The 23,985-nt window shown below is 67.3% G+C and carries 25 protein-coding genes; 16 read left to right on the top strand and 9 right to left on the bottom strand.

Annotation, left to right across the window (positions count from 1 at the left end):
- Positions 1–302 precede the first annotated feature (302 nt).
- Together G6N35_RS18175 and G6N35_RS18170 are read left to right on the top strand one after the other, a co-directional pair.
- Positions 303–1,364: a DUF4328 domain-containing protein gene (locus G6N35_RS18175; RefSeq protein ID WP_163805508.1), complete on the top strand. Its 1,062-nt coding sequence runs from the start codon at positions 303–305 to the stop codon at positions 1,362–1,364.
- A gap of 4 nt (positions 1,365–1,368) precedes the next feature.
- A complete protein-coding gene (locus G6N35_RS18170) occupies positions 1,369–2,193 on the top strand; it encodes a glycerophosphodiester phosphodiesterase (protein WP_163805507.1) in 825 nt (274 codons plus the stop codon).
- Here the strand turns inward: G6N35_RS18170 and G6N35_RS18165 are convergent.
- From G6N35_RS18165 to G6N35_RS18155, 3 genes are all read right to left on the bottom strand, one after another.
- Positions 2,190–3,329, bottom strand: coding sequence for an LCP family protein (locus tag G6N35_RS18165; RefSeq protein WP_179967482.1), 1,140 nt, complete (start codon positions 3,327–3,329; stop codon positions 2,190–2,192). The genes G6N35_RS18170 and G6N35_RS18165 overlap by 4 nt on opposite strands.
- A 166-nt stretch (positions 3,330–3,495) precedes the next feature.
- On the bottom strand, positions 3,496–4,197 hold the full coding sequence (locus G6N35_RS18160) for a CPBP family intramembrane glutamic endopeptidase (RefSeq protein ID WP_163807766.1): 702 nt from the start codon (positions 4,195–4,197) through the stop codon (positions 3,496–3,498).
- A gap of 82 nt (positions 4,198–4,279) precedes the next feature.
- Positions 4,280–5,050 (bottom strand): DUF2470 domain-containing protein, encoded by a 771-nt coding sequence (locus G6N35_RS18155; protein WP_163805506.1) that lies wholly within the window; start codon positions 5,048–5,050, stop codon positions 4,280–4,282.
- A gap of 93 nt (positions 5,051–5,143) precedes the next feature.
- Between G6N35_RS18155 and pheA the strand changes: the two genes are divergently transcribed.
- The 6 genes from pheA to G6N35_RS18125 all read left to right on the top strand — a co-directional run bounded on the left by pheA (position 5,144) and on the right by G6N35_RS18125 (position 11,040).
- Positions 5,144–6,064 carry a prephenate dehydratase gene (pheA, locus tag G6N35_RS18150; protein ID WP_163805505.1) on the top strand — a complete coding sequence of 307 codons (921 nt, stop codon included), beginning with the start codon at positions 5,144–5,146 and terminating at the stop codon, positions 6,062–6,064.
- A complete protein-coding gene (locus G6N35_RS18145; RefSeq protein WP_163805504.1) occupies positions 6,061–6,747 on the top strand; it encodes a histidine phosphatase family protein in 687 nt (228 codons plus the stop codon). The genes pheA and G6N35_RS18145 overlap by 4 nt, the downstream gene beginning before the upstream one ends.
- A 407-nt stretch (positions 6,748–7,154) precedes the next feature.
- Positions 7,155–7,415, top strand: a complete 261-nt coding sequence (locus G6N35_RS18140) for a hypothetical protein (RefSeq protein ID WP_163805503.1) — start codon at positions 7,155–7,157, stop codon at positions 7,413–7,415.
- Between the two features lie 79 nt (positions 7,416–7,494).
- Complete coding sequence (locus tag G6N35_RS18135) at positions 7,495–9,066, top strand: S53 family peptidase (RefSeq protein WP_163805502.1); 1,572 nt, start codon at positions 7,495–7,497, stop codon at positions 9,064–9,066.
- A 16-nt stretch (positions 9,067–9,082) separates the two neighbouring features.
- Positions 9,083–10,303: a phosphatidylglycerol lysyltransferase domain-containing protein gene (locus tag G6N35_RS18130; protein WP_163805501.1), complete on the top strand. Its 1,221-nt coding sequence runs from the start codon at positions 9,083–9,085 to the stop codon at positions 10,301–10,303.
- Positions 10,300–11,040 carry a hypothetical protein gene (locus G6N35_RS18125; protein WP_163805500.1) on the top strand — a complete coding sequence of 247 codons (741 nt, stop codon included), beginning with the start codon at positions 10,300–10,302 and terminating at the stop codon, positions 11,038–11,040. Before G6N35_RS18130 ends, G6N35_RS18125 begins: the two co-directional genes overlap by 4 nt.
- A gap of 18 nt (positions 11,041–11,058) precedes the next feature.
- On the opposite strand, the gene G6N35_RS18120 is transcribed toward G6N35_RS18125, so the two are convergent.
- Both G6N35_RS18120 and G6N35_RS18115 read right to left on the bottom strand, forming a co-directional pair.
- Positions 11,059–11,409 carry a metallopeptidase family protein gene (locus G6N35_RS18120; protein ID WP_163805499.1) on the bottom strand — a complete coding sequence of 117 codons (351 nt, stop codon included), beginning with the start codon at positions 11,407–11,409 and terminating at the stop codon, positions 11,059–11,061.
- Positions 11,409–12,794: a septum formation family protein gene (locus G6N35_RS18115; RefSeq protein WP_163805498.1), complete on the bottom strand. Its 1,386-nt coding sequence runs from the start codon at positions 12,792–12,794 to the stop codon at positions 11,409–11,411. The genes G6N35_RS18120 and G6N35_RS18115 overlap by 1 nt, the downstream gene beginning before the upstream one ends.
- A 140-nt stretch (positions 12,795–12,934) precedes the next feature.
- On the opposite strand from G6N35_RS18115, the gene serS reads away from it, so the two are divergent.
- From serS to G6N35_RS18090, 5 genes are all read left to right on the top strand, one after another.
- Positions 12,935–14,188 (top strand): serine--tRNA ligase, encoded by a 1,254-nt coding sequence (serS, locus tag G6N35_RS18110; RefSeq protein ID WP_163805497.1) that lies wholly within the window; start codon positions 12,935–12,937, stop codon positions 14,186–14,188.
- Complete coding sequence (locus tag G6N35_RS18105) at positions 14,185–15,000, top strand: DUF5718 family protein (RefSeq protein WP_163805496.1); 816 nt, start codon at positions 14,185–14,187, stop codon at positions 14,998–15,000. Before serS ends, G6N35_RS18105 begins: the two co-directional genes overlap by 4 nt.
- Positions 15,001–15,321: 321 nt before the next feature.
- Positions 15,322–15,645, top strand: a complete 324-nt coding sequence (locus G6N35_RS18100) for a contact-dependent growth inhibition system immunity protein (protein WP_163805495.1) — start codon at positions 15,322–15,324, stop codon at positions 15,643–15,645.
- A gap of 278 nt (positions 15,646–15,923) precedes the next feature.
- Entirely contained in the window at positions 15,924–16,535 is a 612-nt protein-coding gene (locus G6N35_RS18095; protein ID WP_163805494.1) for a hypothetical protein, read from the top strand.
- Between the two features lie 56 nt (positions 16,536–16,591).
- Positions 16,592–16,846 carry a hypothetical protein gene (locus tag G6N35_RS18090; protein WP_246224350.1) on the top strand — a complete coding sequence of 85 codons (255 nt, stop codon included), beginning with the start codon at positions 16,592–16,594 and terminating at the stop codon, positions 16,844–16,846.
- Here the strand turns inward: G6N35_RS18090 and G6N35_RS18085 are convergent.
- The gene (locus G6N35_RS18085; RefSeq protein ID WP_163805492.1) at positions 16,843–17,181 is read right to left on the bottom strand and encodes a hypothetical protein; all 339 of its coding nucleotides are present in this window, start codon (positions 17,179–17,181) and stop codon (positions 16,843–16,845) included. The two genes, G6N35_RS18090 and G6N35_RS18085, sit on opposite strands and share 4 nt — an antisense overlap.
- A complete protein-coding gene (locus tag G6N35_RS18080; protein ID WP_163805491.1) occupies positions 17,178–18,728 on the bottom strand; it encodes an MBL fold metallo-hydrolase in 1,551 nt (516 codons plus the stop codon). Before G6N35_RS18080 ends, G6N35_RS18085 begins: the two co-directional genes overlap by 4 nt.
- A 74-nt stretch (positions 18,729–18,802) precedes the next feature.
- Between G6N35_RS18080 and G6N35_RS18075 the strand changes: the two genes are divergently transcribed.
- Genes G6N35_RS18075 through G6N35_RS18065 form a run of 3 tightly spaced genes read left to right on the top strand, consistent with a single transcriptional unit; the run spans position 18,803 to position 21,132 of the window.
- Positions 18,803–19,576, top strand: coding sequence for a lysophospholipid acyltransferase family protein (locus tag G6N35_RS18075; protein ID WP_163805490.1), 774 nt, complete (start codon positions 18,803–18,805; stop codon positions 19,574–19,576).
- A gap of 6 nt (positions 19,577–19,582) precedes the next feature.
- Positions 19,583–20,320: a lysophospholipid acyltransferase family protein gene (locus tag G6N35_RS18070; RefSeq protein WP_163805489.1), complete on the top strand. Its 738-nt coding sequence runs from the start codon at positions 19,583–19,585 to the stop codon at positions 20,318–20,320.
- Positions 20,317–21,132: an HAD family hydrolase gene (locus tag G6N35_RS18065; protein ID WP_163807764.1), complete on the top strand. Its 816-nt coding sequence runs from the start codon at positions 20,317–20,319 to the stop codon at positions 21,130–21,132. Before G6N35_RS18070 ends, G6N35_RS18065 begins: the two co-directional genes overlap by 4 nt.
- On the opposite strand, the gene G6N35_RS18060 is transcribed toward G6N35_RS18065, so the two are convergent.
- On the bottom strand, positions 21,129–22,769 hold the full coding sequence (locus tag G6N35_RS18060; protein ID WP_163805488.1) for an N-acetylmuramoyl-L-alanine amidase: 1,641 nt from the start codon (positions 22,767–22,769) through the stop codon (positions 21,129–21,131). The genes G6N35_RS18065 and G6N35_RS18060 overlap by 4 nt on opposite strands.
- 160 nt (positions 22,770–22,929) lie before the next feature.
- Positions 22,930–23,889: a hypothetical protein gene (locus G6N35_RS18055; RefSeq protein ID WP_163805487.1), complete on the bottom strand. Its 960-nt coding sequence runs from the start codon at positions 23,887–23,889 to the stop codon at positions 22,930–22,932.
- Positions 23,890–23,985 lie beyond the last annotated feature (96 nt).

Genomic DNA, 23,985 nt, shown 5'->3' with positions numbered 1-23,985 from the left:
GTGATCAACCTGTTGATCGGCTCGCCCACACGCCCCCTGGTTATCCACAAGTTGGCGCCGCTCACACGCGTCCATGGTGCGCTAAGTGGCCCTTTACTGGTCGAACAGCCTGTGGATAAGGCTGTGGAAACTGTGGATAGCCCAGACATTGCTGTGGCGTGGCCGCGGTTCAAGCGGCACCGCGTGCCAGAACCCGAGGCCGGAAAGCTGCGAAATTCGTCGCTGCCTCTGGCGCCGGGTGGATCGACGGTGTGGCCGGTCGCTTCGCCACCCGCCGCAGTGGTCCTCGCTAGGCTGGTGCGGTGATTCAGGTGTGTTCCCAGTGCGGGACGCGGTGGAACGTGCGCGATCGGCAGCGCGCCTGGTGCCCCCGGTGCAACGGGGCGCTGATGGCGCCGGTCAATCCGCCCGAACCGCAGTGGAGCCCGCGCACCGCCACGCCGCCGCAGACCCGGCCGCCGGCGCCGCCGGCCAACCCGCAGCGTCCGCCGGCCGGATTCCGCTGGATCGCCGTCCGGCCCGGGCCGCCCCCGCCGCCGCGCCGCCGCCGTCGCCCGCTGGGGCCGACGCCGCGCTACTTCACCATTCCGCGCTGGGGGCTCGTGGACCCCCTGGCGTCACCGGCTGACGCGGAGCACACCGCCACCAAGCAGGGTCCGCAACCCACCACCGTGCGCGCCGCCCTGCTGTCGGCGGCCACCATTTTCGGCGTTGCCGCCGTCATCCACATCGTTCGATACGTGCTGTTGCTGATCAACCGCACCACGCTGCTGCCGCCGCTGGTCGCGGGCGCTGCGCTGTGGCTCGGTGTGGTGATCAGCCTGGCCGCGATCGTCGCGGTGATCCTGGCGGCCATCGTGATGACGTCGTGGCTGATCGCCCGGCGGTCCGCGGTGTACCAGTTCCGCGGCCAGGACGACCCCCGCCCGGCGTGGGCGCTGTGGGCCGGGTGCCTGGTGCCGGTGGTCAATCTGGTCTGGGCGCCGGTCTTCGTGATCGAACTGGCGCACGCGGAGGACTCGCATGCGCGGCTACGCCCGTCGATCACCGCGTGGTGGGTCGCCTGGGTGTTTTCCACGGGCATCTCGATCTTCGGTATCGCCACCAGCTTCACCACCGAGCCGCAGGGAATCGCCGACAACACCGTCACGGTGATCATCGCCTACCTGGTCGGGCTGGCGACCGTGCTGCTGGTGTGGCGGGTGTTCGACGGCTTCGTCCGCAAGCCGGTGGAGCGGCCATTGCACCGCTGGGTGGTGGTCGCCGACGAGAAGGCCGACGAGAAGGTCGGGCAGGAACCGGCGCCCGACGAATCCGAATCTTCCCCAGCGGTTGAGTCGGAGCGACAGGAACCGGCAGCATAGGTCTATGACGACGGCCGACGGAGCGTTCGGCGGGCACCCTTTCGTGGTGGCCCACCGCGGCGCGTCGGCAGACCGCCCCGAACACACCCTGGCCGCCTACGAGCTCGCCCTGCAGGAGGGCGCCGACGGGGTGGAATGCGATGTGCGGTTGACCCGCGACGGCCACCTGGTGTGTGTGCATGATCGGCGGGTCGATCGCACCTCGACCGGCAGTGGCCTGGTCAGCGAGATGACCCTGGCCGATCTGAAACGGTTGGAGTGGGGCGCCTGGCACAGCAGTTGGCGGGCCGACGGCACGCTCGGGGACACCGGGCTGCTCACCCTCGACGATCTGGTGCGTCTGGTGCTGGACTGGAACCGTCCGGTCAAGCTCTTCATCGAGACCAAACACCCGGTGCGCTACGGCGCACTGGTGGAGAGCAAGGTGCTGGCGCTGCTGCACCGCTACGGCATCGCCGCTCCGCCGTCGGCCGATCTCTCCCGCGCCGTGGTGATGTCGTTCTCGGCCGCCGCGGTATGGCGGATCCGGCGCGCTGCCCCGCTCCTTCCGACCGTGCTACTCGGGGAGACCTCGCGGTATCTCGGCGGCAGTGCGGCCACCACGGTCGGAGCCACAGCGGTCGGCCCGTCGATCGCCACCCTTCGGGAGCACCCCGAACTCGTCGACCGCGCCGCCGCGCAGGGCCGCGCCATGTACTGCTGGACCGTCGACCACTACGAGGATGTCGGTTACTGCCGTGACCTCGGCGTCGGTTGGATCGCGACCAACCACCCCGGCCGCACCAAGGCCTGGCTGCAGAACGGCTTGACCGTCCCCGGGCCCGATTAGGGCTGCGACTCCAGGACCTGCTGCGGAATCGGCGCGTCGGTGCGCAGCGCGTCGAACAGCGCCGTGGCGGCGTCGGAGTCCCACAGCACCACTGAACCGGATTCGTTGCCGGTGAATTCGCCGATCGGCACGGTCAGCGCGGTGGTGGAGCCGTGCAGGGCCCAGCCCAGCCTCGCGAGGTCCCAGACGTGGTCGCCGTCGTCGACGGTCAGTGAGGCCACTGCGGCGTGCGGCACCGAATACCAGCGCCAGGGATTGAGCCACACCGCCGGGCTGCTGGCCCGGTGCAGCAGTGCCGCCATGAACTCGCGCTGGTGGATCATCCGGTCCAGGTCGGCTCGTGGGGTGGCGCGGCTTCGGACGTAACCCAGCGCATTGCGTCCGTCCAGGGTCTGGCAACCGGCAGGCAGATCGATGCCCGCCAGCGGATCGTTGATCGGGTCGGCCGGGCACACCTGCACACCGCCGAGGGCGTCGACCAGTCCGGCGAACCCGCCGAAGCCCACCTCGGCGTAATGATCGAGGTGCAGTCCGGTGGCCTGTTCGACCGTCTGGGCCAGCAGCGGCGCCCCGCCCTCGGCGAACGCGGCGTTGATCTTGTCCTTGCCGTAGCCGGGGATCGCCACATAGGAGTCGCGGGGGATGGACACCATCGTGGTGGGTGCGCCCGAGCCCAGCGCGGGGATGTGCACCACCAGGATCGTGTCGGTGCGGCCATTGCCGAGGTCGCCACCGGTGGCCAGTTCGGCCTGCTGTTCGGGGGTCAGATCTGAGCGGCTGTCCGAGCCGACCAACAGCCAGGTGGTGCCGGCGCCGGGAGCGGGCCGGTCGGTCGCCGCGCCGAAGACGGGAATGCGGCGCAGTGTCGAGTCGATCCAGACGCCGGTACCCACCAGCGCGGTGACGGCGACGAGAACCAGCACGAACAGGGATACGAGGATCCGGCGTCCCCAGTGCTTTTTCTTCTTCGGCCGAGCCGGCCTCGGCGGCGGTGCGGCTGGTGCCACCGGCGGCGCAGGACGGCGGGTGACCGGTGGGGGTGGGGGAGCGGGGCGCGGCGGCGGTGCCGGTGGCGGTGTGCGGCGCGGCGGTAGGGGAGGTACAGGCGGTGGTGGAGCCGGTCTCGGCGCGGGCATCGGTGCCCGGTAGCCGGGGGCGCGGCGGATCACCTGGGGCGGCTCGCGGCGCGGCGGGAGCGACGGCGGCGGCGGGGGTGCCGGCCGGGCGATCGGCGTGGTGGGCTGATCCGGCACATTCCGGTTCGGCCAATCGTCGCTCACCGCTTCAATTTACGTGCCAGACCTATTTCAACCAGCCAAGATGACCGGCCAACAGCGCGTATCCGACAAATGCGACGGTGTCGATGAGGCCGTGTGCGATCACCAGGGGCCACAACCTGCCGGTCCGGGTCCAGGCGTAGCCGAACACCAGGCCCATCACCAGGTTGCCCAGCCCAGCCCCGAAGCCCTGGTAGAGGTGGTAGGTCCCGCGCAGCACGCTGGAGGCCACGATGGCCCGGTTCTGGCTCAGCCCAAGCTGTTTGAGGCGGGTGATCAGATAGCCGACGACCACCACCTCCTCGGCGAAACCGTTGGCGAAGGCAGCCAGGATCAACACCGGGATCCGCCACCAGCTGTTGTGCAGCGCGGAGGGTTCCACCTCGGCGTTCATCCCGAGCCAGCGTGCGGCCAGATAGAAGAGCAATCCCGGGATGCCGATGAGGGCCGCCAGCCCCAGTCCGCCCAGGAGGTCGGCGCGCCAGCGCACCCGGCCCAGTCCGAGTCGGGCCGGGCTGATCCCGCCGCGCCACAGCAGGTAGAGGGCAAGTGCGCCCCAGGCCACCAGTTGGGCGATGGTCGCGAGGTTGAGTCCCAGGTTGATCAGGTCATAGCGGGACAGGTTCTCGTTGAGCCGGACCCGCCGGCCGGCCAATCCGGACAGCACCGCATCGATGAGTTGGAGGACCGCGGTGGCTGCGCTCACCCCGAAGCTGACGGCCAGCATGACGCCGACCTCGATGCGCCATCCCCGCCGTGTCTCGTCCGATTGGTCGTGGGGCGCGCTCACCCCGTCACGGTAGCGGCCGTCAGAGACGGCGCGCCCTGAGCCCGTTGACGAAGGGACAGCCCATCAGCATCCGGATCGCCCGACCCAGATCACCGACGTCGGCCACCGGGTTGGGGAAGGGCAGCCGGACGTCGTGGTCCCCATCCGGGCTTTCCACGCGTAGCCGAACCCCGTAGCGGTCCAGCCCGAGTGGGCGCACCTGGCCGCGACGCAGTGCTGCGGGCAGCTTGCCGGCCAGCCGGTTCAGCACCTCGGGGTGGTCCTTGTCGAGGTGCTGCAACCAGGCCGCCTCGAATTCGCAGAACGGGTCGGGTTGGGCGGCCAGCAGATCGGCGACGGCGACCGGTTCGGCACCGGTGGCGTCGGCGACGACGACGGAGTCGGCTCCCAGCAGCAGCAGACTCTGCCCGGCCCCGATGTCCAGCAGTGCTGGGTCGGGGTTGTCGGTGGCGATCATGTCGACCATCTCGCGCACGGTGTGCGACGGCACCGGGTGTACCTGGCCCCGCACCCACACCAGGGATCGGACCGGTTCCCGCAGCGGCAGCGGTGCGTAGTCGGTGAGTTCCAGGACGGCGGCCACGCCGTCGGCTCCCGCCTCCGTCGCGGCGCGCGCCATCGCCGAGTCGCTGGGGACCGTGAGGGCGAATGAGCCGTCGGGCATGAGGTGGTGGATCGGTGCCGGGGCCGGTGGCACCGAGTCGGCGGCCAGGATCGCCCCGGCAGCGTGCACGCATGCGCTGCGCACGCGTTCGGCGGTGGTCGGCGTCGAGAGCGTCGCTGAGGTCATCACGCACCTTCCGTTAGTGAGGTAAGCCTAAGTTAACTTTCGGCCTTGGGTGACGCAAGGCTTTCCCGGCGTCCTACCGGATAGGGTTGGGACGTGGCCCGCATCGCCTACCTCGGACCCGAGGGCACGTTCACCGAAGCGGCGCTGCTGAAGATGATCGCCGCGGGCGTGGTTCCCGCCGGGGGCGACCTGCAGCCGCTGCCCCTGGACAGCACACCGGCAGCCCTGGCGGCGATCCGCTCCGGCGCCGCCGAGTTCGCCTGCGTGCCGATCGAGAACTCCATCGAGGGCACCGTGTTGCCCACCCTCGACAGCCTGGCCACCGGGACACCGCTGCAGATCTACGCCGAACTCACCCTCGACGTCGCGTTCAGCATCGTCGCCCGCGACGGGGTGGCCGCCGACGATGTGACGACCGTCGCCGCGTTCCCGGTGGCTGCCGCCCAGGTACGGCGGTGGCTAGCCGATCACCTGCCCGACGCCGAGGTGGTGCCGGCCAACTCCAACGCGGCCGCTGCGCAGGATGTGGCCGCCGGACGCGCCGACGCCGGGGTCAGTACCGCGCTGGCAGCCGCCCGATACGGGTTGTCCACCCTGGCCGATGGTGTCGTCGACGAACCCAACGCCCGGACGCGCTTCGTCCTGGTGGGGCCGCCAGGGGTGCCGCCGGCGCGGACCGGTGCCGATCGCACCTCGGTGGTGTTGCGAATCGACAACGCCCCCGGCGCCCTGGTCGCAGCGATGACCGAGTTCGGCATCCGCGACATCGACCTGACCCGCATCGAGTCCCGTCCCACCCGGACCGAACTGGGCACCTACATCTTCTTCCTGGACTGCGTCGGGCACATCGACGACAACGCGGTGGCCGAGGCGCTCAAGGCGCTGCACCGCCGGTGCGCCGACGTCCGGTTCCTCGGCTCGTGGCCGACGGAGTCCGCGGCCGGTGCGGTGCCACCACAACTCGACGAGGCCGACCGCTGGTTGGCCAGGCTTCGGGAAGGCGATCCGGCATGAGTGGACGGCTGATCCTGGTCCGTCACGGGCAGTCCCACGGCAACGTCGAGCGTCGGCTGGACACCCGGCCGCCGGGTGCCGACCTCACCGAACTCGGCCGTGAACAGGCGCGCGCGTTCGCCCGCGCGCGTCAGGCGCCGCCCGGGCTGCTGATCCATTCGATTGCGCGCCGCGCCGCTCAGACCGCGGGTGAGATCGGATCCGAGTGGCGGGTCGCCGCGGCGGAGATCGACGGCATCCACGAGGTCCAGGCGGGCGACCTGGAGAACCGTAATGACGAGGACGCCATCGCCGAGTTCAACGCGATCTATCAGCGTTGGCACGAGGGTGACCTCGGGGTCGCCATGCCGGGCGGCGAGAGCGCCCGCGACGTGCTCGACCGCTACCTGCCGGTGATCGCCGACCTGCGGGCGCGCTACCTCGACAATCACGACTGGCATGAGGACATCGTGGTGGTCAGCCACGGCGCGGCGATCCGGCTGACCGCGGCGACGCTGGCGGGTGTGGAGGGCAGCTTCGTGCTGGACAACCACCTGGCCAACACCGAATCGGTGGTGCTGGCGCCCATCACCGACGGCCGGTGGAGCTGCGTGCAGTGGGGGACGAAGAAACCGCCGTTCTACCCCGAGCCCGACGTCCACCCGGTCGAGGACGCCCTGGAGTCCGCCGACCCGATGGGCTGAGCGGGTCAGACGGCGAGCGACTCCAGTATTTGCTGGGTGCAATCGCAACCGACCGAATCGCAGTCGATCACCAGCCCGTGCAAAATTAGCTCCGGGCTCTCGCAGCCGTCCTCGGTGCACTCCGCCCGATGCCGTGAATGGCGAATCAGAGTCCCGTGGCAATGGGCCAGTCCGGCAACGCAATCTCGGCAGTTCATCCCCACTGTTCGTTCATAGCACCCCGGTGTGACACCGTGTCGTTGCCGCGCGGGTGCGGTCACGTGTGGTTACGCCGGGGGCGAAAGCAGGATGCAATTGCTGAGCGGTTGCGTTATCTTTAGTGCTCTCGGCCCTTCGGGGGTGGGCTGGTTAACTGCCGGGCCAGCCAGCTTTCTTTATGTACCCGGCCTAGAAAGTTAGGACTGACCATGATGTCACGTCGTCTGACGCGTCAGATCGCCCTCTTTGCTGGCGGTCTCGCGATCGTCGGTATGGGCTCGCTGACCGCGTGCTCCAAGGAGAAGGAAAAGGCTCCGGAGACCACGTCGCCCACCAGCACGTCCGCTCCTGCGCCGTCGCCCACCGAAAAGGCCATCTCGCCTGGTGGCGCCAACTCCTTCACGCCCACCGTGAAGGCTCCGCCGGCTCCGACCGCGCTGCCCGGCAACGTCATCACCGGCGGCAACTGAGCCACCCCGGCCGGCGACCGTCCGCAGTTTCCACTGACCGACAGTGAACCGGAGATACCGTCCCCGAGCGCTGTCCGTGATGGGACTGCTGACGGTGCTGGCCGTTGCCGCGACGCTGGTCGCTGATCTGCGCCACCCCGCGACTCCGGTCGTGGCGGGCGCGATCAGCGGCCCGTACGCGAATCTTCTGGCCAGTTCGACGGACCTCGGTCCGGCCCGGACCGACCACGTCCAACTCACCGCGGCCCTGCGTGCTGCCGACCGACCCGATCAGCTGATGGGATGGGCGCAGCAGCAGGGCCTTTCGGTGCGTTGGCGCCCCGGTGACACTTGGGCTTTCATCGAGGGAACGCCCGCCGCGGTCGGCGGTGCGTTCGATCTCGATGTGCACGACTACCGCGGCAAGCGGGGGCAGGTGTTCTACGCCTCCCCACAGCAGCCGGTGGTCCCCCATCCGCTGCAGGCGGAGGTCACCGGGTTGGGGCGCATCCTCGGGTATACGCCGCACCACGAGTCCGTCCCGCCGATGCTGCCGCGCGAGGTGCCCGACCAGGGCTTGACGCCCAGTGACCTGCTCCGCACCTACAATGCAAAACCGTTGCGCGACAAGGGTTTCAGCGGCAAGGGCCAGACGGTCGTGGTGTTCGCGTTCGACGGCTTCGACCAGGCCGACCTGGACATGTTCGCCACCACGTTCAACCTGCCGAAGTTCACCCCCGAGGTGGTCGGCGGCCAACCCGACGCCCGTCGGGGCGAGGCCACCATGGATCTGGAGACCATCCACGCCATCGCCCCGGACGCCAAGAAGGTGCTGGTGAACGCGCGCAACACCGTCGAGGGCGACGGGTCCTACGAGAAGATCGCCACGATGATGGAGGACACCGAGCGCCGGTATCCCGGGGCGGTGTGGAGCTTCTCGATCGGCTGGGGCTGCGACAAACTGATCACCGCGGCCGACCTGGTCCCGGTGCGTGCCGCTCTGGCCAAGGCGCACAAGTCCGGAACCACGTCGTTCAATGCCAGTGGAGATCTGGCCGGACTGGAATGCAAAGGCGGCCAGGAATGGTCGTCGCCGCCGAGCGACAGCGACGTCGGCCTGGATGCGGTGGCGTCCATGCCGGAGATGACCGACGTCGGCGGCACCACCTTGTCGACCGACGCCAAGGGCGAATGGCTGGCCGAGCAGGCTTGGTTCGACGCACCGTTGTCGCAAGGCACCGGTGGTGGTGTCTCGACACTCTTTGAGCGACCCGACTGGCAACAGAGTCTCGACATCGGCACCGGCGAGGGCCGGCGCCTGACACCGGATGTCGCCGCCGTCGCTGATCCGTTCACCGGCGTCAAGATCGTCTTCAACCAGCAGGTGGTGGTCGGTGGCGGGACGTCCTTGGCGGCGCCCATCTGGGCCGGGCTGACCGCGGTGATGAACCAGTTCCTGATCAACCGCAACGGCCGCCTCATCGGCGACCTGAACCCGCTGCTGTACCACATTGCCGAAGGCGCACCCCTGCCCGCATTCCGCGATATCACCTTGGGCGGCAACGCGGTGGCGACCGCCCGTCCGGGGTATGACCTGGTGACCGGCCTGGGTACACCCGATATCGAGAACCTTGCGCAGAACATCCTGGTGACGCAGAAGGTGATCGATTGACCAAGGGGGGTTGCACATGAGTGGCGACACCGACACCGACACCGGCCCGGACGAGGTACCCCGGATCGAGTGCTCGGTGTGTGAGATCGACGTTCCGGCCGGGGCTTTTTGTGGTTATTGCGGTGGGCACCTCGAGGACAAGCCTCGCCGCGGCCCGAAGTGGTTGCGGCAGGACACCTTCGGCGCGGCACCCAACGAGAGCGTGCTGCGGCCCTCGATCACCAGTTCGTTGTTTCCACATCTGCCCAATCGGTCCCGGATCCCGTTCCGGGTCGGCTTGATCCTCGTGCTGGTCGGGCTGGTGGGGTTCTCCATCGTCAAACTGCCTGCTGCCCTGATCACCGTTGCGGCCCTTGGTCTTCCGCTGCTGTTCGTGCTCTACATCAGTGAGTCGCAGGTGTACCGGGAACTGTCGACGGTCTCGCTCGCGATTGCAGCTCTGCTCGGGGCCGGCTTGGGTGTCGGCTGGGTGCTGTTGACCGGTGAGATGGTGGCCCGCGCCTACGGCGTGCCGATGGCGGCCGGCCTGGCCATTCACCACCTGGTGCGTGAAGGTGTGCTGATTCCGGCCGGCGGCATGATCCTCATGCTCGTCCCGACCCTGGTGGTACGGCTGTTCGCCGGAAAGTCGCGAGAATCGTTGGACGGCTTCGTGATCGGTACGCTGGCCGCCCTGATGTTCACCGCCGCCGCCACCCTGACCCGGCTGGCACCGCAGTTCGCCACCGGTCTGCTGGCCCATGCCCGGCCGATCAAGAGCCTGCTGGTCGAGGCGGGCATCAGTGGGGTCACCATCCCGTTGACGGCCGCGGTCGGCGGCGGGATGGTGGGTATCGCGCTGTGGTTCCGCGGCCAGACCGAGAATCCCCATGAGCACCCCGCGCGTACCCGAGCGGCGTTGTGGTTGTTGGCGATCCTGGTGGTCCTGATCCACACCGGTGTGGCCATCACCGACATCGTCGGGATGCCCCAGATGCAGATGCTGGTCATCCACATCGTGATGACGATCGTCGTGCTGATCCTGCTGCGAATCTCCTTGCAGATGGCGCTGTTACGTGAGGCCAAGGACCCGATCCAGGAAGGCGAACCGCTGCTGTGCGTGTACTGCGAGCACGTCGTGCCTGACATGGCGTTCTGCCCCGCCTGCGGGGTCGCCACCCGGGCATCGTCCCAGTCGTCGCGTCAAGACCGTCGGGAGGCGCGGCCGGTGCGTCAGGTCGCGACGGAGGGGTCGTGACAAGCGCAACTGCGGTCAAAGAGGAGCGCTTCCAAGGTTATGCGGTGCCGGCGGGCACCTACGTCGCCCCGGAGATCAAGCGCACGCGGATCAGCCGCACGGTCGGTATCTGGACTGCCGGGATCGTGCTGGTGGCTGCGGCCTTGGTCGGGGTGTCACTGATGGTCACCAAGAAGGCGCCCCGGTTCATGTGCCCGCCGGAGTGCGGCCGGCCGCCCACCGGCACGCCGGTGGCGGCGCTGCCCCGCTACACCGCCCCGGACGGCTCCTTCTCGGTGTCCTATCCGGCACCGGAGGCCGCTTACGAGGTGTCCCAGGGCGAACGTGGTATCACCGCGAAGTTCACCGCCGGGGATACCGGTGTGCTGCAACTGTTCTCCGAGCCGGCCCGCGGCCGCCAACCTCGCCAGATCGCCCTGGATCTATTGAAGCAGAAGTTCCCCGACGCCAAGATCGCCTACGAGATCCCCAATGCGATGGTCGGCTACCAGCCCGGTTACGGCGAGGTCGCCGACAGCTGGCCGCAGGGAACGTCCAGCAGCTACATCCGGATCCGCACGGTGATACTGGTGGCGGTCAAGAACGATCTGGCGCTGGTGGCCGGTGCGGTCGGGCCGTACCACGCCTTCGGCCCGGACTTCGGGCCCGGCCTGCCCTCGGGGGCCAATCTGCAGATCGCCCAGGACATGGGCAAGTACGTCAACAGCTTCACCTGGAAGGGCGACCCGCCGCGCTGATCGGGCGCCGACAAGCCTTCAGGCCCAGCCCAATTCGTGCAAGCGGTCGTCGTCGATCCCGAAGTGGTGGGCGATCTCGTGGATCACCGTGATCGCCACCTCCTCGACCACATCGTCGTCGGTGTCGCAGATCTCCAGCAGGCTGTCGCGGTAGATCGTGATGGTGTCCGGCAGGGCGCCCGCGTAGGTCGAATCCCGCTCGGTCAGTGCGATGCCCTCGTAGAGCCCGAGCAACTCGGGATCTTCGGGGTGTCGGGCCTCGACGAGCACCACCACGTTGTCGATGGCAGCGGCCAGTTTCGGCGGGATCAGATCGAGCGCGTCAGAGACCAGATCCTCGAACCGCTGCGGGCTCATCTCGACGGGCACTAAGCCGCCGGCGGCGCGATGACGGGGTCGACGGGTCCGGGCGGGGGACCTGGCGGCAGGCCACCCTCCATGGGCGGTGCCTCGTTCGGCGGGGCGACCGGCGCGGCCGGTTGACCGTTGATGACATTGCCCGCCGGTGGGGGAGCCGCCGGGGAGCTTGGTGCAGCGGTCGGCGAGGGTGCCTGCGACTGGCTGCTCGGCGCGGTCGACTGCTGCGGCAGATGCTGGGTCGGCTGCTGTTGTTGCTGTTGGCTGCCGGTGGACTGTGAGGTGTCGGTCGACGGCGAGTAGGTGGTCGATGGGGTATCGGGTACCAGCGGGATCGGCGGCATGTTGAGCCGTTCCTCGGGGATGTCTGGCGGCGGGACCGGCGGCATCCCGTTGATCAGCAGCGGCCCCTTGGCCGGGTTGATCAAGGTGGCCCAGCCACCGTTGCCCAGGGTGGCGCCGATACTGCAGGACACCTGGTGGCTGCCCGCGCTCCAGCTGGGCAGCGAGATCGTGCTGTAGATCAGGGTCAGGGTGGTGGTGCGCAGCTGCAGCGGGGCCAGGTAGGCGTCGGTCATCTTGGTGCAGGCGTCCTTGATGAACGCGTCCTGGTCGGCGTCCGCCGGCAGGCCGCCGGGGAACTTCTCGGCCAGGTTCACCGAGCCGGTGACCTCCATGGCGTGCGGGGCACCGCAGTCCACCGGAACGTCGGTGGGCTGGCTGGTCGAGGGATCGATGCCCAGGCAGGTGCCCGCGGGCCACACCTTGGACTGATCCAGGTCGGCGACCTTGCCCTTGAACGCGATCTGCTGATTGTTGGCTCCGGGCAGCTGCAGACCGCACAGCATGCGGCGCTCTCCGGACTGCTTCCAGGCCTTGTCACCGGCCCACAGCATGCTGATGGTGAAGCGGCTGTTCGGGTCGTACTTGGCGCCCATGTAGCGCTCGACTGCCGGCTGGCATTGCTCGAGGCTGATCTGCTGGATGCGGGCCGGGGACGGCGGTGCGGCATCGGGGCCGTACTCGGAGCCCGGGAAGGTCCGCATGTCGACGGACTGGGCCACCTCGAAGCGGTGGTCGTCCTTGCAGTCGACGATGGTCGCGGCATCGGGGGATTTGTCCGGCCAGGTCAGGCAGCTGCCGGCCTTGGCGTTGGCGAAGGCCGCGGTGCCCTTGGAGCCGACGAACGGATCACTGCCGGCGTAGCCGGTGAGCCGATTGCTCATGCTGACCGGCAGGGCGGTGAGCACACCGGCGATCAGCAGGCCCCCGAGCGCGGTCAGCAGGAGCGCACGCCGGGTCGACGTGGCCTGCAGGGTGCCGAGGAATGTGCGCCGCGACCGGGCAGGCTTGGCCTCCGCGGTGGGCGTCTCCTCGCGCTCGGATAACTCCAACATCGCGTCCCATTCTGTCAGGCGCGCCGAGCCGTGTGACAAGTGATGCAGAAGTAATGTTATGGGGTTGTGCTGTGCGGTCCTGCTGCCGACAGCCGGAGGGGCTGACGCACCGCTGCACTGACGAAAGTAGGGTTCAGGGCGTGATCGACCTGAAACTGCTGCGCGAAGATCCTGATGCCGTGCGTCGATCCCAGCTCAGCCGTGGCGAGGATCCGGGTCTCGTCGACGCTCTGCTAAACGCCGACTCGGCTCGCCGGTCGGCGATCTCCACTGCCGACACCCTGCGCGCCGAACAGAAGGCCGCCAGCAAGAAGGTCGGCGGGGCTTCTCCGGAAGACCGGCCGGCCCTGCTCGAGCGGGCCAAAGAGCTAGCCGCCCAGGTCAAGGCGGCCGAGGCGGAACAGGCCCAGGCCGAGGCGGCCTTCACCGCCGCGCATATGGCGATCGGCAACGTCATCATCGACGGTGTCCCGGCCGGCGGCGAGGACGACTTCGTGGTGCTCGACGTCGTCGGGGAACCCCGGGCGATCGAGAACCCGAAGGATCATCTCGAACTGGGTGAGAGCCTGGGGCTGATCGATATGGAGCGCGGCGCCAAGGTGTCGGGCTCGCGGTTCTACTTCCTGACCGGTCGCGGCGCCCTGCTGCAGCTCGGCCTGCTCCAGCTGGCCGTGCGGGTGGCGACCGACAACGGTTTCAGCTTGATGATCCCGCCGGTGCTGGTGCGCCCCGAGGTCATGGCGGGCACCGGTTTCCTGGGTGCGCACGCCGACGAGATCTATCACCTCGAGGCTGACGACATGTACCTCGTCGGTACCTCGGAGGTACCGCTGGCCGGCTACCACGCCGACGAGATCCTCGACCTGTCGGGCGGCCCGCTGCGCTACGCCGGCTGGTCGTCATGCTTCCGGCGGGAAGCCGGCAGCTACGGCAAGGACACCCGCGGCATCATCCGGGTGCACCAGTTCGACAAGGTCGAAGGCTTCGTCTACTGCAAGCCCGAGGACGCCGAGGCCGAGCATCAGCGGCTGTTGGGCTGGCAGCGCGAGATGCTGGCCCTGATCGAGGTGCCCTACCGCGTCATCGACGTCGCCGCAGGCGACCTGGGCTCCTCGGCCGCCCGCAAGTTCGACTGCGAGGCCTGGGTGCCCACTCAGCAGACCTATCGGGAACTGACCTCGACGTCCAATTGCACGACGTTCCAGGCGCGCCGGCTGGCTACCCGCTACCGCGACGAGAACGGCAAGCCGCAGATCGCGGCGACCCTCAACGGGACGCTGGGCACCACCCGGTGGCTGGTCGCGATCCTGGAGAACCACCAGCAACCGGACGGCAGCGTGCGGGTTCCCGCCGCGCTGGTGCCCTATGTGGGGACGGAGGTCCTGCAACCATGATCGACCTCGACCTCGACGAGATGCGCGGCTGGTTCGGCTTCGGTGTGGCGGGTAACTTCGCCGGACACCTCGACCAGGCCGGCGAGGCTGTCGACTTCGCGACAGTGGTGGCCAAGGAGGGTGCGCCCAAGGGGATCTTCCCTTGGTACGCACCGGGTTACGACAGCTTCCTCGGCGAGTTTCCGCTCTCGCACGACGCGCTCATGGTGCCGGAGACGACGGAAGCCGACGGGCCGCTGAACCTGCAGATAGAACCGGAGGTCGGTCTGGCCTGCGAGGTGGTGTGGGACGGCGACACCGTTGTCACGTTGCGGCCGTTCGCACTTGGTGCGTTCAACGACTGCTCGATCCGCCGGCCCAACGCGCCGAAGATCAGCTTCAAGAAGAACTGGGGCCCGGCGTCCAAAGGCGTTGCCCACGAATTCTTCGAGATCAGCGATCTGACCCCGGATGGCCCGACGGCCACGTTGCGGCTGCTGTGCCATCTGCGGACTGCCGACGGTGTGCACCACGAGTACGGGGTGGACAGCCCGCTGCTGGGCTACTCCTACTACGGCGAGGTGCTGCTGGACTGGATCGTCGAGCGGCTGGCCAACCAAAAGGGTTCGCCGGATACGCCGTTGGAGGATGTCGGTGCGTTGATGGTGGCGTGCGGGCGGCCCACGAACGTGCTGATCGGTATCGGCGCCACGAAGTACACCAAGCTGGGTGAGACGACCTACCTCAAGACCGGCGACGAGGCGATCGTGCGGGTGTACGACACCGCCAGCGACGCGGCATCCGAACTGCGCCAACTGGTCTGGGAGCCCTAGCCCCCTTTCCCTGTTGCGCCCAAACCGACGAATGAGCGCAGAAGTGCGAGGGCATTGTCAAGCGGTGAGGGAAACATTTAGGCGGCTTGGCTAATGAGCGCGGCCATTCTTTGTGCTGGAGTGTCCAGACCCAGGGTTGGTCGTGGACGTCCAAGCTTGGATAGAGAACGGGGCGGTCGGCAACTTGCAGTTGGAAGCACCCTTCAATGGAGGATTGGTACTTATGCGGAGCGCAGCCGATGTGTCTGTTGGAACCGCTGTCAGACTTGTCTTGGTGGGCAATGGTTCTGGCGGGTTCTACGTGTTGACCGGATTTCCAAAATGATCGAACGCGACCCAGCCTTCCCCGCACTGAAGCACTTCTTTGCGGCGTATTTCCATCAGGACTGGGAGTGCGACGCAGCAGACAGTCACGAAGTCGTTGCCGATTACCTGACTTCGGAACATCCGGCGCCAGAACAACTCCGAATACTGGTAGCCGGTATCGACAGGTTACGTGAGTCATACTCAGAGGCCGAATTGCCCGCAGTACTAAGCGAACCCTTGGGATCGTATTACAACGTCATCGCACCCGAGACATTCAACTCGTGGCTGGCTGCCATAGCAGCACAGCTCCAACGCGCCGCGACAGACGCGTCCCAGTAATTGCACAGACTTCTTCTTCGTCGTTGATCTGGAACACCGGAACACCGTCGGCCCACCGCGCGGGGTCCGGTCAGCCGGTATCAACGCCCGCAAAAGCCGGGGTGGGTGAGGTCTTTCTCGACTCCGAACACCGAGCCCGACAGATTCCCATCATGGACGGCTATCCAGCGGGCAGTCGCCCAGATCAGATGACGGCAGGTCCCTATGTCGTCGTCTCGCAGAACAATACGAAGGTAAAGATTCCTCTCAGCGAACACCCCACTTTGGGAGTTGAATAAATGGCAAATGTCGACAGAGTCGCAGCGCTTGTCGAGGATGTCCGGGAACTAATCCCCGTTGGCACCTATGGCTTGTATGAACTGATCTGGACGCTGAATAGTCAGTACCCAGAACTCGATTGGCAGGCCAAGGCCGAGGATTCGATGTCAGCAGTGGAACAGTTCGTCCGCGAAGACGGCGTGCGGATCGTCATGCGGAACTGGCCGTCGGGCGAGATAGTTCGAGAAGCGTTGTTGTCTGACATCAGTCCGTCAGATTTTGAGAACCCCCCGAGGGCGCTCCATACGCTGCGCTCGCGTCCAGGGAGTAAGCCGACAATGGATCAGCCGTGGAGTGAGCGTCAACGGTGTCCCGAAATCACCTACTACGCGCTACTGACCGATGAGGGGGTGCCGGCCGGCTTGATACGTCGTATACACCTTCCGCTCGTCCCTTTGGACGAGTCGCTGCGCAGAGACTTGAGCTGGCGCCGCACGGAGTTCCTACGCAAATATCAACTGGGGCACAATGAAAGCGACTATCGACAGATCTCCGCGGATGAGGCTGAAGCCTTGATCGACAACTGGCGAGTCAAGTGGCAGAGCGAAGACACAGATCAGCAGCACGAATGACTGGTGGCAGTTCATGAACGAATCACACTTGAGCTGTGGAGGTCTAGGTGAGCCTCGTGAAGACGTTCTTCTCCGAACAGCATCGATTCTGGCTCGGTATAGAGACCGAATCGGGAGTTCATTTCGCCTCCATACCGGTTAGCAATCAGATGGCCGACTACGTTGAGGCATACAAGATCACCGATGCGGAGTATGAGACATTCCTCGCCGACGTAGACGCTGCGGCCGCCTTTGTCGAGTCCTGTCGGCGGCATGAACAAGACGAGCGTCTAGTCCTGCGGCCAGGTTCTGATCGGGGAGTTCCTACCTAGCCCCCCAGCAGCTCGTCCAGCACTGCCACGAACTCCCGCGGCTTCACCGGCGTGAACGCCGGACTGGGATGGGTTCCGGGCACGTCCAGGGTCACCAGGGTCGACTTGATGGGCCGATAGATGTCCAGCGGCAACCAGCGCCGCAGATCCGAGCTTCCCCACAGCCGGAACCGCTGCAGGAACATCCCCAGCGGCTCGGCTTTGTAGCCGCGGATCGACTGCAGCGGAATGATTTTCGACGTCCCGGAAGGGAAGTGATAGCGCCGCAGGGTCAGAGCGTGGCGATCCAGCTGGACCAAGCCGTCGTCGTAGTACTGCTGCGGCGGGCTACTCACGTTCGTGAACACCTGATCTCGTGCCCCTTGGTGGTCAGGCACTTTCCGTTCTCCAGATTCCACTGCCAGCCGTGCAGGTTGCACGTCAGCGTCGAACCCTCCACCACACCGAACTTCGACAGATCCGCCTTCAGATGTGGACACCGGCGCTGAATGTTCCAACCGTCCAGGGTGATATCAGTGGTGTCGTCATGGGTTTCGGCAAACCAGCCGTCGGCATAGGCGATCCGCTCGTCGGTCAGGCACTTGAAGAAGGTGTACAGGTACTCGTTGTACCCGCCCACCCGCCAGGCCCGGAACCGGGTGGACAGGAAGATCGTGTTGACCCAGTCCGGTTCCTTGTCGCGCAGCACCGTGCGCACCAGTTCCGGGGCGATACCGAATCCGTAGCGGAACTTCTCGTCCGGAATCGGCTCCCGCACAGTCCGCTTCGGGAAGTCCAACACCACCGTCTCGGGCCCCATCCGCAGCTCCACCGGATAGCCGATGCCATCGCAGATCTGGTCGCTCTGCAGCATGATCGGCTCGAACAACGCCCGCAACGGTTCCAGCAGCGGTTCGCCGGTGGCCGGCGCCCAGCCCGCCTTCTCGGCGGCCAGCACCGGTGCCATGCGCTGCGCGTACGCCTCGATGTAGTCGGCCTTGCCGGTGGTGAAGATCGCCTCGACCTCGTCGGTCGGCAGCGGGTGGGTCAGGGAATTCAATTGCGAGCCAGTGAAATCGGCTACTGATCCGGGGATCATCAGCAGGCCGCCGGTATGCCCGTGCTGGCGCATCTGATCCAGGAACACCATCTCGTCGGGGAAGATGTTGGCCGGATCCCCGTGATCGTCGTTGAGGTCACGCAGCTCAGGGTCTAGGAAGCACGGCGGCCCCGCCGACGGGATCACCCACGTCGCGCCCGTGTCGGCGATGTACTGCCGGCAGCGGTCCATGCCGCGCTGGCGTTTCTGGCTGCCGAACGACGCTTTGGCCCGCTCGGGCATGTCGTAGACCATCGGGTACCAGATGGCACCGGAGTACTGCAGCATGTGCACGTCGATGTGGCCGAACTCCTCGGCCAGCACATCCACGGCCAGCGGCCGCGAGTCGTTCATGTTGAACACCGTCGTGGTGCCGTCGGAGACCACCAGGCCGGAGTCGCCGATCGGCCCGTCCGCCGGTGCGCGCAGCGCGATGATCATCACGTCCAGCTCGCCCTTGGGTCCGCTGATCCGGTGCTTGACCCCGTCGGTGGTCTCGTAGAACCGGTGGAAGCCCAGCTTCTCGAACTCGCGCTTGAGATCGGGCACCGGGAAGTCCGGCAGCAGCACGACGGCGTCCTTGTTGACGTGCTCGGCCAGCAGCTTGGGGTCGAAGTGATCCTTGTGCAGGTGCGACACGTAGAGGTAGTCGCAGTCACCGATCGCCGCCCAGTCCAGACCGCTGTTGTCGGGGAAGACGAACCAGGACCCGAAATATGCCGGGTTCAGCCAGGGGTCGCACAGGATGCTTCCCGCCGGGGTGTCGATCCGAAAACCGGCGTGACCAATGCATGTGACCTGCACGTATACCCTCTCCAATGGTCGTGGCACCCAACACGAGCTTAGCCCCAGCGGCCTCTACGGTTAGGCTGGCCGCTGTGGAGCCGGTCTACGGAACAGTCATCCAGCTCGCCCGCCTGGTCTGGCGCGCGCAGGGGCTGAAGTTCACCGTGTCCGGGGTGGAGAACCTGCCCGTCACCGGTGGCGCCGTGGTGGCGATCAACCACACCAGCTATTTCGACTTCACCTTCGCCGGCCTGCCCGCCTACCTGCAGAAGCGTGGCCGCAAGGTCCGCTTCATGGCCAAGCAGGAGGTCTTCGACCACAAGGTCACCGGTCCGATCATGCGCAGCCTGCGCCACATCCCGGTGGACCGCGACAGCGGTGCGGCCTCGTTCGATGCGGCCTGCCTGGCGCTCAAGGCCGGCGAACTGGTCGGCGTCTACCCCGAGGCGACCATCAGCCGCAGCTTCGAGCTCAAGGAGTTCAAGTCCGGTGCCGCGCGGATGGCCATCGCCGCCGACGTGCCGATCATCCCGCACATCGTCTGGGGCGCTCAGCGCATCTGGACCAAGGACCACCCGAAGAAGATGTGGCGGCCCAAGGTTCCCATCGCGATCGCGGTGGGCGAGCCGATCCAGCCGACGTTGCCGCCCACCGAGCTGACCGCGCTGCTCCGCTCCCGTATGCAGCATCTGCTCGAGCAGGTGCAGGACGCCTACGGCCCTTACCCGCCTGGCGAGTTCTGGGTGCCCAGCAGGTTGGGCGGGGGCGCGCCGACGCCGGCGCAGGCGGCCGAACTCGAAGTGGCCGAGGCTGCGGAGAGGGCGGCTCGCCGTGCGCAGCGCGACGGAACAGGACCGCCGGGGTAGGCGGGCGTGGAACCCGTCTTCCGCACCCTGGAGATCATTGCCGGCAGCGCGGTCAGGGCGGTCGGCACCAGGATCACCTACCAGGGCTTGGAGAACATCCCGCCGCGCGGGGGTGCCGTCGTCGCCATCAACCACACCAGCTACATCGATTTCCTGCCGGCGGCGCTGGGCACCAAACGGCGCAACCGCCGCATCCGGTTCATGATCAAGGCCGAGATGCAGAATGTGTGGATCGTCAACTATCTGATCGGCCGCACCGGTGCGATCCCGGTCGATCGTCAGGCCGGTGCGCAGGCCTACGCCGAGGCCGTTCGTGCGCTGCGCGCCGGTGAGCTGGTGGGCGTCTATCCGGAGGCGACGATCAGCCGGGCTTTCGAGCTGAAGGATTTCAAGAACGGGGCGGCACGCATGGCGTTGGAGGCTCGGGTTCCGATCGTTCCCTGCATCGTGTGGGGCGCACATCGGGTGTGGACCAAGGATCACCCGAAGCGGCTGGGCCGCAACAAGATACCCTTCACTGTGCACTACGGCGATCCGCTGTCGCCGACTGGATCGGTGACCGAGCTCGACTCCGCGCTCAAAGAGCGGATGAGAAGTATTCTGCGGGACGTGCAACTGGCCTACCCGCGCCCGAAGGGGGCGTGGTGGGTACCGCAGAGCCTGGGCGGCAGCGCCCCGACACTGGACGATGCCAGAGGTCTCGACGAGGCCGAACGCGCCCGCCGGGCCGGGGAGCGTCGCTGATGCTGCCCGCTCTGATCGCTACCGACGTCGACGGCACTCTGCTGGACGACGAGGAGCGGGTCACCGACCGGACCCGCCACGTCGTGCAGGCCGCGGTGGCCTCCGGGACCACGTTCGTGTTGGCGACGGGTCGTCCGCCGCGCTGGATCCCACCCATTGTCGAGGCACTCGGCTTCGCTCCGATGGCGGTGTGCGCCAACGGTGCCGTGATCTACGACCCCGACCAGGACCGGGTGATCTCCGCCCGCACGCTGCCGGTCGACGTGCTCGGTGAGCTGGCCGAGATCGCCACCCGGGTGATTCCCGGTGTCGGTCTGGCGGTGGAGCGGGTGGGTCGCAGTGCGCATGACTCGGCCACGCCCCAATTCGTCAGTTCGCCCGGCTACGAGCATGCCTGGCTCAACCCCGACAACACCGAGGTTTCGATCGAGGACCTGCTGAGTGCGCCGGCGGTCAAACTGTTGATCCGCAAGGCCGGTGCCCGCAGTTCCGACATGGCTGAGATCCTCGCCAAACACATTGGTGTCCAGGGTGATATCACCTACTCGACCAACAACGGCCTGATCGAGGTCAACCCGATCGGGACGAGCAAGGCCACCGGTGTCGAAGAGCTGGCCCGGCCGTTGGAGATCACCGCCGAGGACGTGGTGGCCTTCGGGGACATGCCCAATGACATTCCGATGCTGCGGTGGGCCGGTCACGGGGTGGCCATGGGCAATGCGCATCCGGAGGCGATGGCCGCGGCCAACGAGGTCACCGCACCCAATACCGACGACGGTATGGCCCGTGTCCTCGAACGCTGGTGGCTCTAGCTGGCCGGTTCCAGGATCGGTGCGGCGGGACGGCTGAAGCGCTCGAGCTGAACCGGCGGACCGTCGGCGGGCGGGGGCGGCATCACCAGGGTGAGGCCGTCGATCACCCGCAGCACATTGTGGGTCTGGCGGTCGAAGTTCAGCGTGCCGTGCTGGAAGTTCTGCACGATCCACTCGGGTTCCTGGATCTCCCCGCTGGTCGGCAGGCCCAGGGCGCCCCGCTCGTAGCCCAACGACGCCCACGCCTCGTAGATCGCCCCGGTCAGGGGTTGTGCCCCGCTGGCCGGGGACCAGTACATCGCGCCGTGTTCGAAGGTGGCATACCGGGTGTCGCCGTCACCGGCGGCCTCAGGACTGGTCGGCGCGCCGAGCGGACTGTCCTTGCCGCCCATGGCATCCCAGCGGTCGAAGATCGCTCCGCCACGCAGCGAGTCGACGAGGTCGGGTGGCCGGTTGAACCGGGCGGCGATGTCGCGGATCGCGGGGATGGCGGCGTAGCCCGCATTGCCCGGGCATTCGGTGTTGCCGACATCGCGGTGGGCGAAGATCGTCGGCAGTGTCGGCGTCGCACCGGCCGGGAAGAAGGTGTATTCGCCGCCGGCCGATGTCAATTGCACTGTGCCCAGCGGGTTCACGTGGTCGAGCCCCATCCGCCAGCCGAGCAGGCGGCCGACGGTGCGGACCATGATGTCGTCGGGCGGGGTGGTCTCGAAGTCGCCGATCATCGACACGCCCCAGACGTCCTTGTTGAAGCCGCCAGTGTGAGAACCCAAGACGTCCTTGGTGATTCCGCCTGCCCGGCCTTCGAACACCTGGCCGTACTTGTCCACCAGGGCGTTGTAGGCGATGTCGCACCAGCCTAGGGTTCGGGTGTGGTAGGCGTAGATGGACCGCACGATCTCCGCCGAATCCTCCGGCGCGTAGTCGTTGCTGCCGGCGGTGTGATGGACGACGGCAGCGCGGATTCCGGTGCCGTATGACGGTGTGCCACAACGTAAGTGGTCATCGGCCCCCCATTGGGCGCGGCTGATGATGTTGGGCGGCTGGCCCGGCCCCAGCGCCGCGGTCGGCGGGTTCCACTGGGCATCGACGGGTGCCTTGGGTGGCGTGATCAGAACCGCCGAGATGTTCTGGGAGAAGGGCTGCTCGACATTGGCCGGGATGTAGCCGAGCTCCTTGCCAGCGTCCAGGCCGTGCTCAGGGGGAGCGGTGGTGACCGGCGCGCCCGCGGGCCGGTTGACAGAGATCTGGACAGCGGTGGTGGTTCCGACGAACACGGGGTCGGTGCCGCGCGGCCCGCCGCCCTGGCCGTCGTTGGCGTTGGACTCCAGGGTGTCGGCCTTGTACCAGGGCCCCCATGTTCCGTCGGCGCGTTTGGCGCGGATCTGGGCCGTGGTGCCGGTCAGGTCAGTCCCGGTGAGTGCGACCATCGAGAAGGGGGTGGACTGGCTGATCTCGCGGATTGTCTGCCCGCCGCCGAGCCCGGTCAGCGGCTGCTGGTTGAGCACGGTGTCGGCCGCGCGGGGGCCGTCCTGGTGTCCGGTGCCCGGTACTCCGCTGATCGCCCACGGCAGGATGACGACAGTCGCCGCAACCGCGGTGAACAGGATCGTCGGCGTGGGTCGTCGGGACGGCACACAGCGATGTTACGTATGTGCTATCTGATGCCCGTGTTTCGACACGGACCAGTGTGAAGAAAGTGATATTTGAGCCCTGCAACGGCACCGCAGGGGCCTCTCCGGGTGCACAGACCTTCCGGCCGGCCCCACCCTGCGGTGCCGTTCCGATGCAGGCTTCTTATCCGGCCGGAGCCGCTGCTGCAGGTGCCGCCGCCGCTCCCGCCGAGGCGCTTTGAATCGCCTGCGTGATAGACGGCATCACAACACCTTTGAGCAGGTCAACGGCCTGCCCCACACCAAGCTGGTTGGCTGCACTGCTCAGATCGCTGATGATCCCGCCCGAGCTGGTCGGCGTGGTCGGCACCGCCAGCGAGGGATCCCCGAGGATCGGGTAGGTCCCGGCGACCGGGCCCAGCGGGGCGCTGATCGGTTGCTCGTTGGGCAGGCCGAGGCCAGTGGCTGACGGGCTGGTCAGCGACGAGGTGCCCAGCTGCGGGGTGGTCAGTCCGGGGTTGGTCAGACCCGGATCGGTCAGCGACGGCGTCGTGGCGGCCGCTCCACCGGGCAGCGTGGCGCTGGGCGTGGTGAGACCCGGGGTGGTCAGGCCCGGCGTGGTGAGACCCGGGGTGCCGACGCTGGGCGTGGTGAGACCCGGGGTGGTCAGGCCCGGGGTGGTCAGACCCGGCGTCCCGACGCTGGGCGTAGTCAGGCCGGGGGTAGTCAGGCCGGGGGTGGTCAGGCCGGGCGTGGTGAGACCGGGGGTGGTCAGACCGGGCGTGGTGAGACCGGGCGTGGTGAGACCGGGGGTGGTCAGGCCAGGCGTGGTCAGGCCGGGGGCGGTCAGGCCAGGCGTGGTCAGCGACGGTCCGGCCTGCACGGGTTGCGCGCCGGCCGGGCTCAGGCCCGTCGGGAGCGGCGGGATGTTGATCCCGAACTGCGACAGGCCCTGCTGCAGGGCGGACAACAACTCGTTGGGCAGGTCGGTGACGACAGCGGCCTGGACGAAATCACGGTGTTCGGGGGCCTTGGTGCCGGAGGTCAGCTCCATGACACCAACGGCTGCAAACGGACTTGCGACGGCCAAGGCGGCGACTGCGCTCATGGCTGTCGAGAGCTTGCGTCGACGACGGTTCGGCACGGAAGTCTCCTCAATCTAGACATCAGTTCATGTCTGAACTTCTTCGAGAGCCTCGACATTCGGCCGTGCGCCGAGACCGAAGCCAACGTGTTCGAT

Origin of the sequence: Mycolicibacterium anyangense (assembly GCF_010731855.1) — a bacterium.
In the GTDB taxonomy this organism is placed as follows: domain Bacteria; phylum Actinomycetota; class Actinomycetes; order Mycobacteriales; family Mycobacteriaceae; genus Mycobacterium; species Mycobacterium anyangense.
This window is presented reverse-complemented; position numbering and strand designations above follow the sequence as displayed.

Coding starts and splice junctions, on each gene's coding strand:
- G6N35_RS18105 (WP_163805496.1), top strand. CDS start 14,185: ATGATCGACCTCGACCTCGACGAGATGCGCGGCTGGTTCGGCTTCGGT.
- G6N35_RS18145 (WP_163805504.1), top strand. CDS start 6,061: ATGAGTGGACGGCTGATCCTGGTCCGTCACGGGCAGTCCCACGGCAAC.
- G6N35_RS18160 (WP_163807766.1), bottom strand. CDS start 4,197: ATGCTGGCCGTCAGCTTCGGGGTGAGCGCAGCCACCGCGGTCCTCCAA.
- G6N35_RS18130 (WP_163805501.1), top strand. CDS start 9,083: ATGAGTGGCGACACCGACACCGACACCGGCCCGGACGAGGTACCCCGG.
- G6N35_RS18135 (WP_163805502.1), top strand. CDS start 7,495: ATGGGACTGCTGACGGTGCTGGCCGTTGCCGCGACGCTGGTCGCTGAT.
- G6N35_RS18100 (WP_163805495.1), top strand. CDS start 15,322: ATGATCGAACGCGACCCAGCCTTCCCCGCACTGAAGCACTTCTTTGCG.
- G6N35_RS18165 (WP_179967482.1), bottom strand. CDS start 3,329: ATGCCCGCGCCGAGACCGGCTCCACCACCGCCTGTACCTCCCCTACCG.
- G6N35_RS18095 (WP_163805494.1), top strand. CDS start 15,924: ATGGCAAATGTCGACAGAGTCGCAGCGCTTGTCGAGGATGTCCGGGAA.
- G6N35_RS18140 (WP_163805503.1), top strand. CDS start 7,155: ATGATGTCACGTCGTCTGACGCGTCAGATCGCCCTCTTTGCTGGCGGT.
- G6N35_RS18170 (WP_163805507.1), top strand. CDS start 1,369: ATGACGACGGCCGACGGAGCGTTCGGCGGGCACCCTTTCGTGGTGGCC.
- G6N35_RS18115 (WP_163805498.1), bottom strand. CDS start 12,794: ATGTTGGAGTTATCCGAGCGCGAGGAGACGCCCACCGCGGAGGCCAAG.
- G6N35_RS18155 (WP_163805506.1), bottom strand. CDS start 5,050: ATGACCTCAGCGACGCTCTCGACGCCGACCACCGCCGAACGCGTGCGC.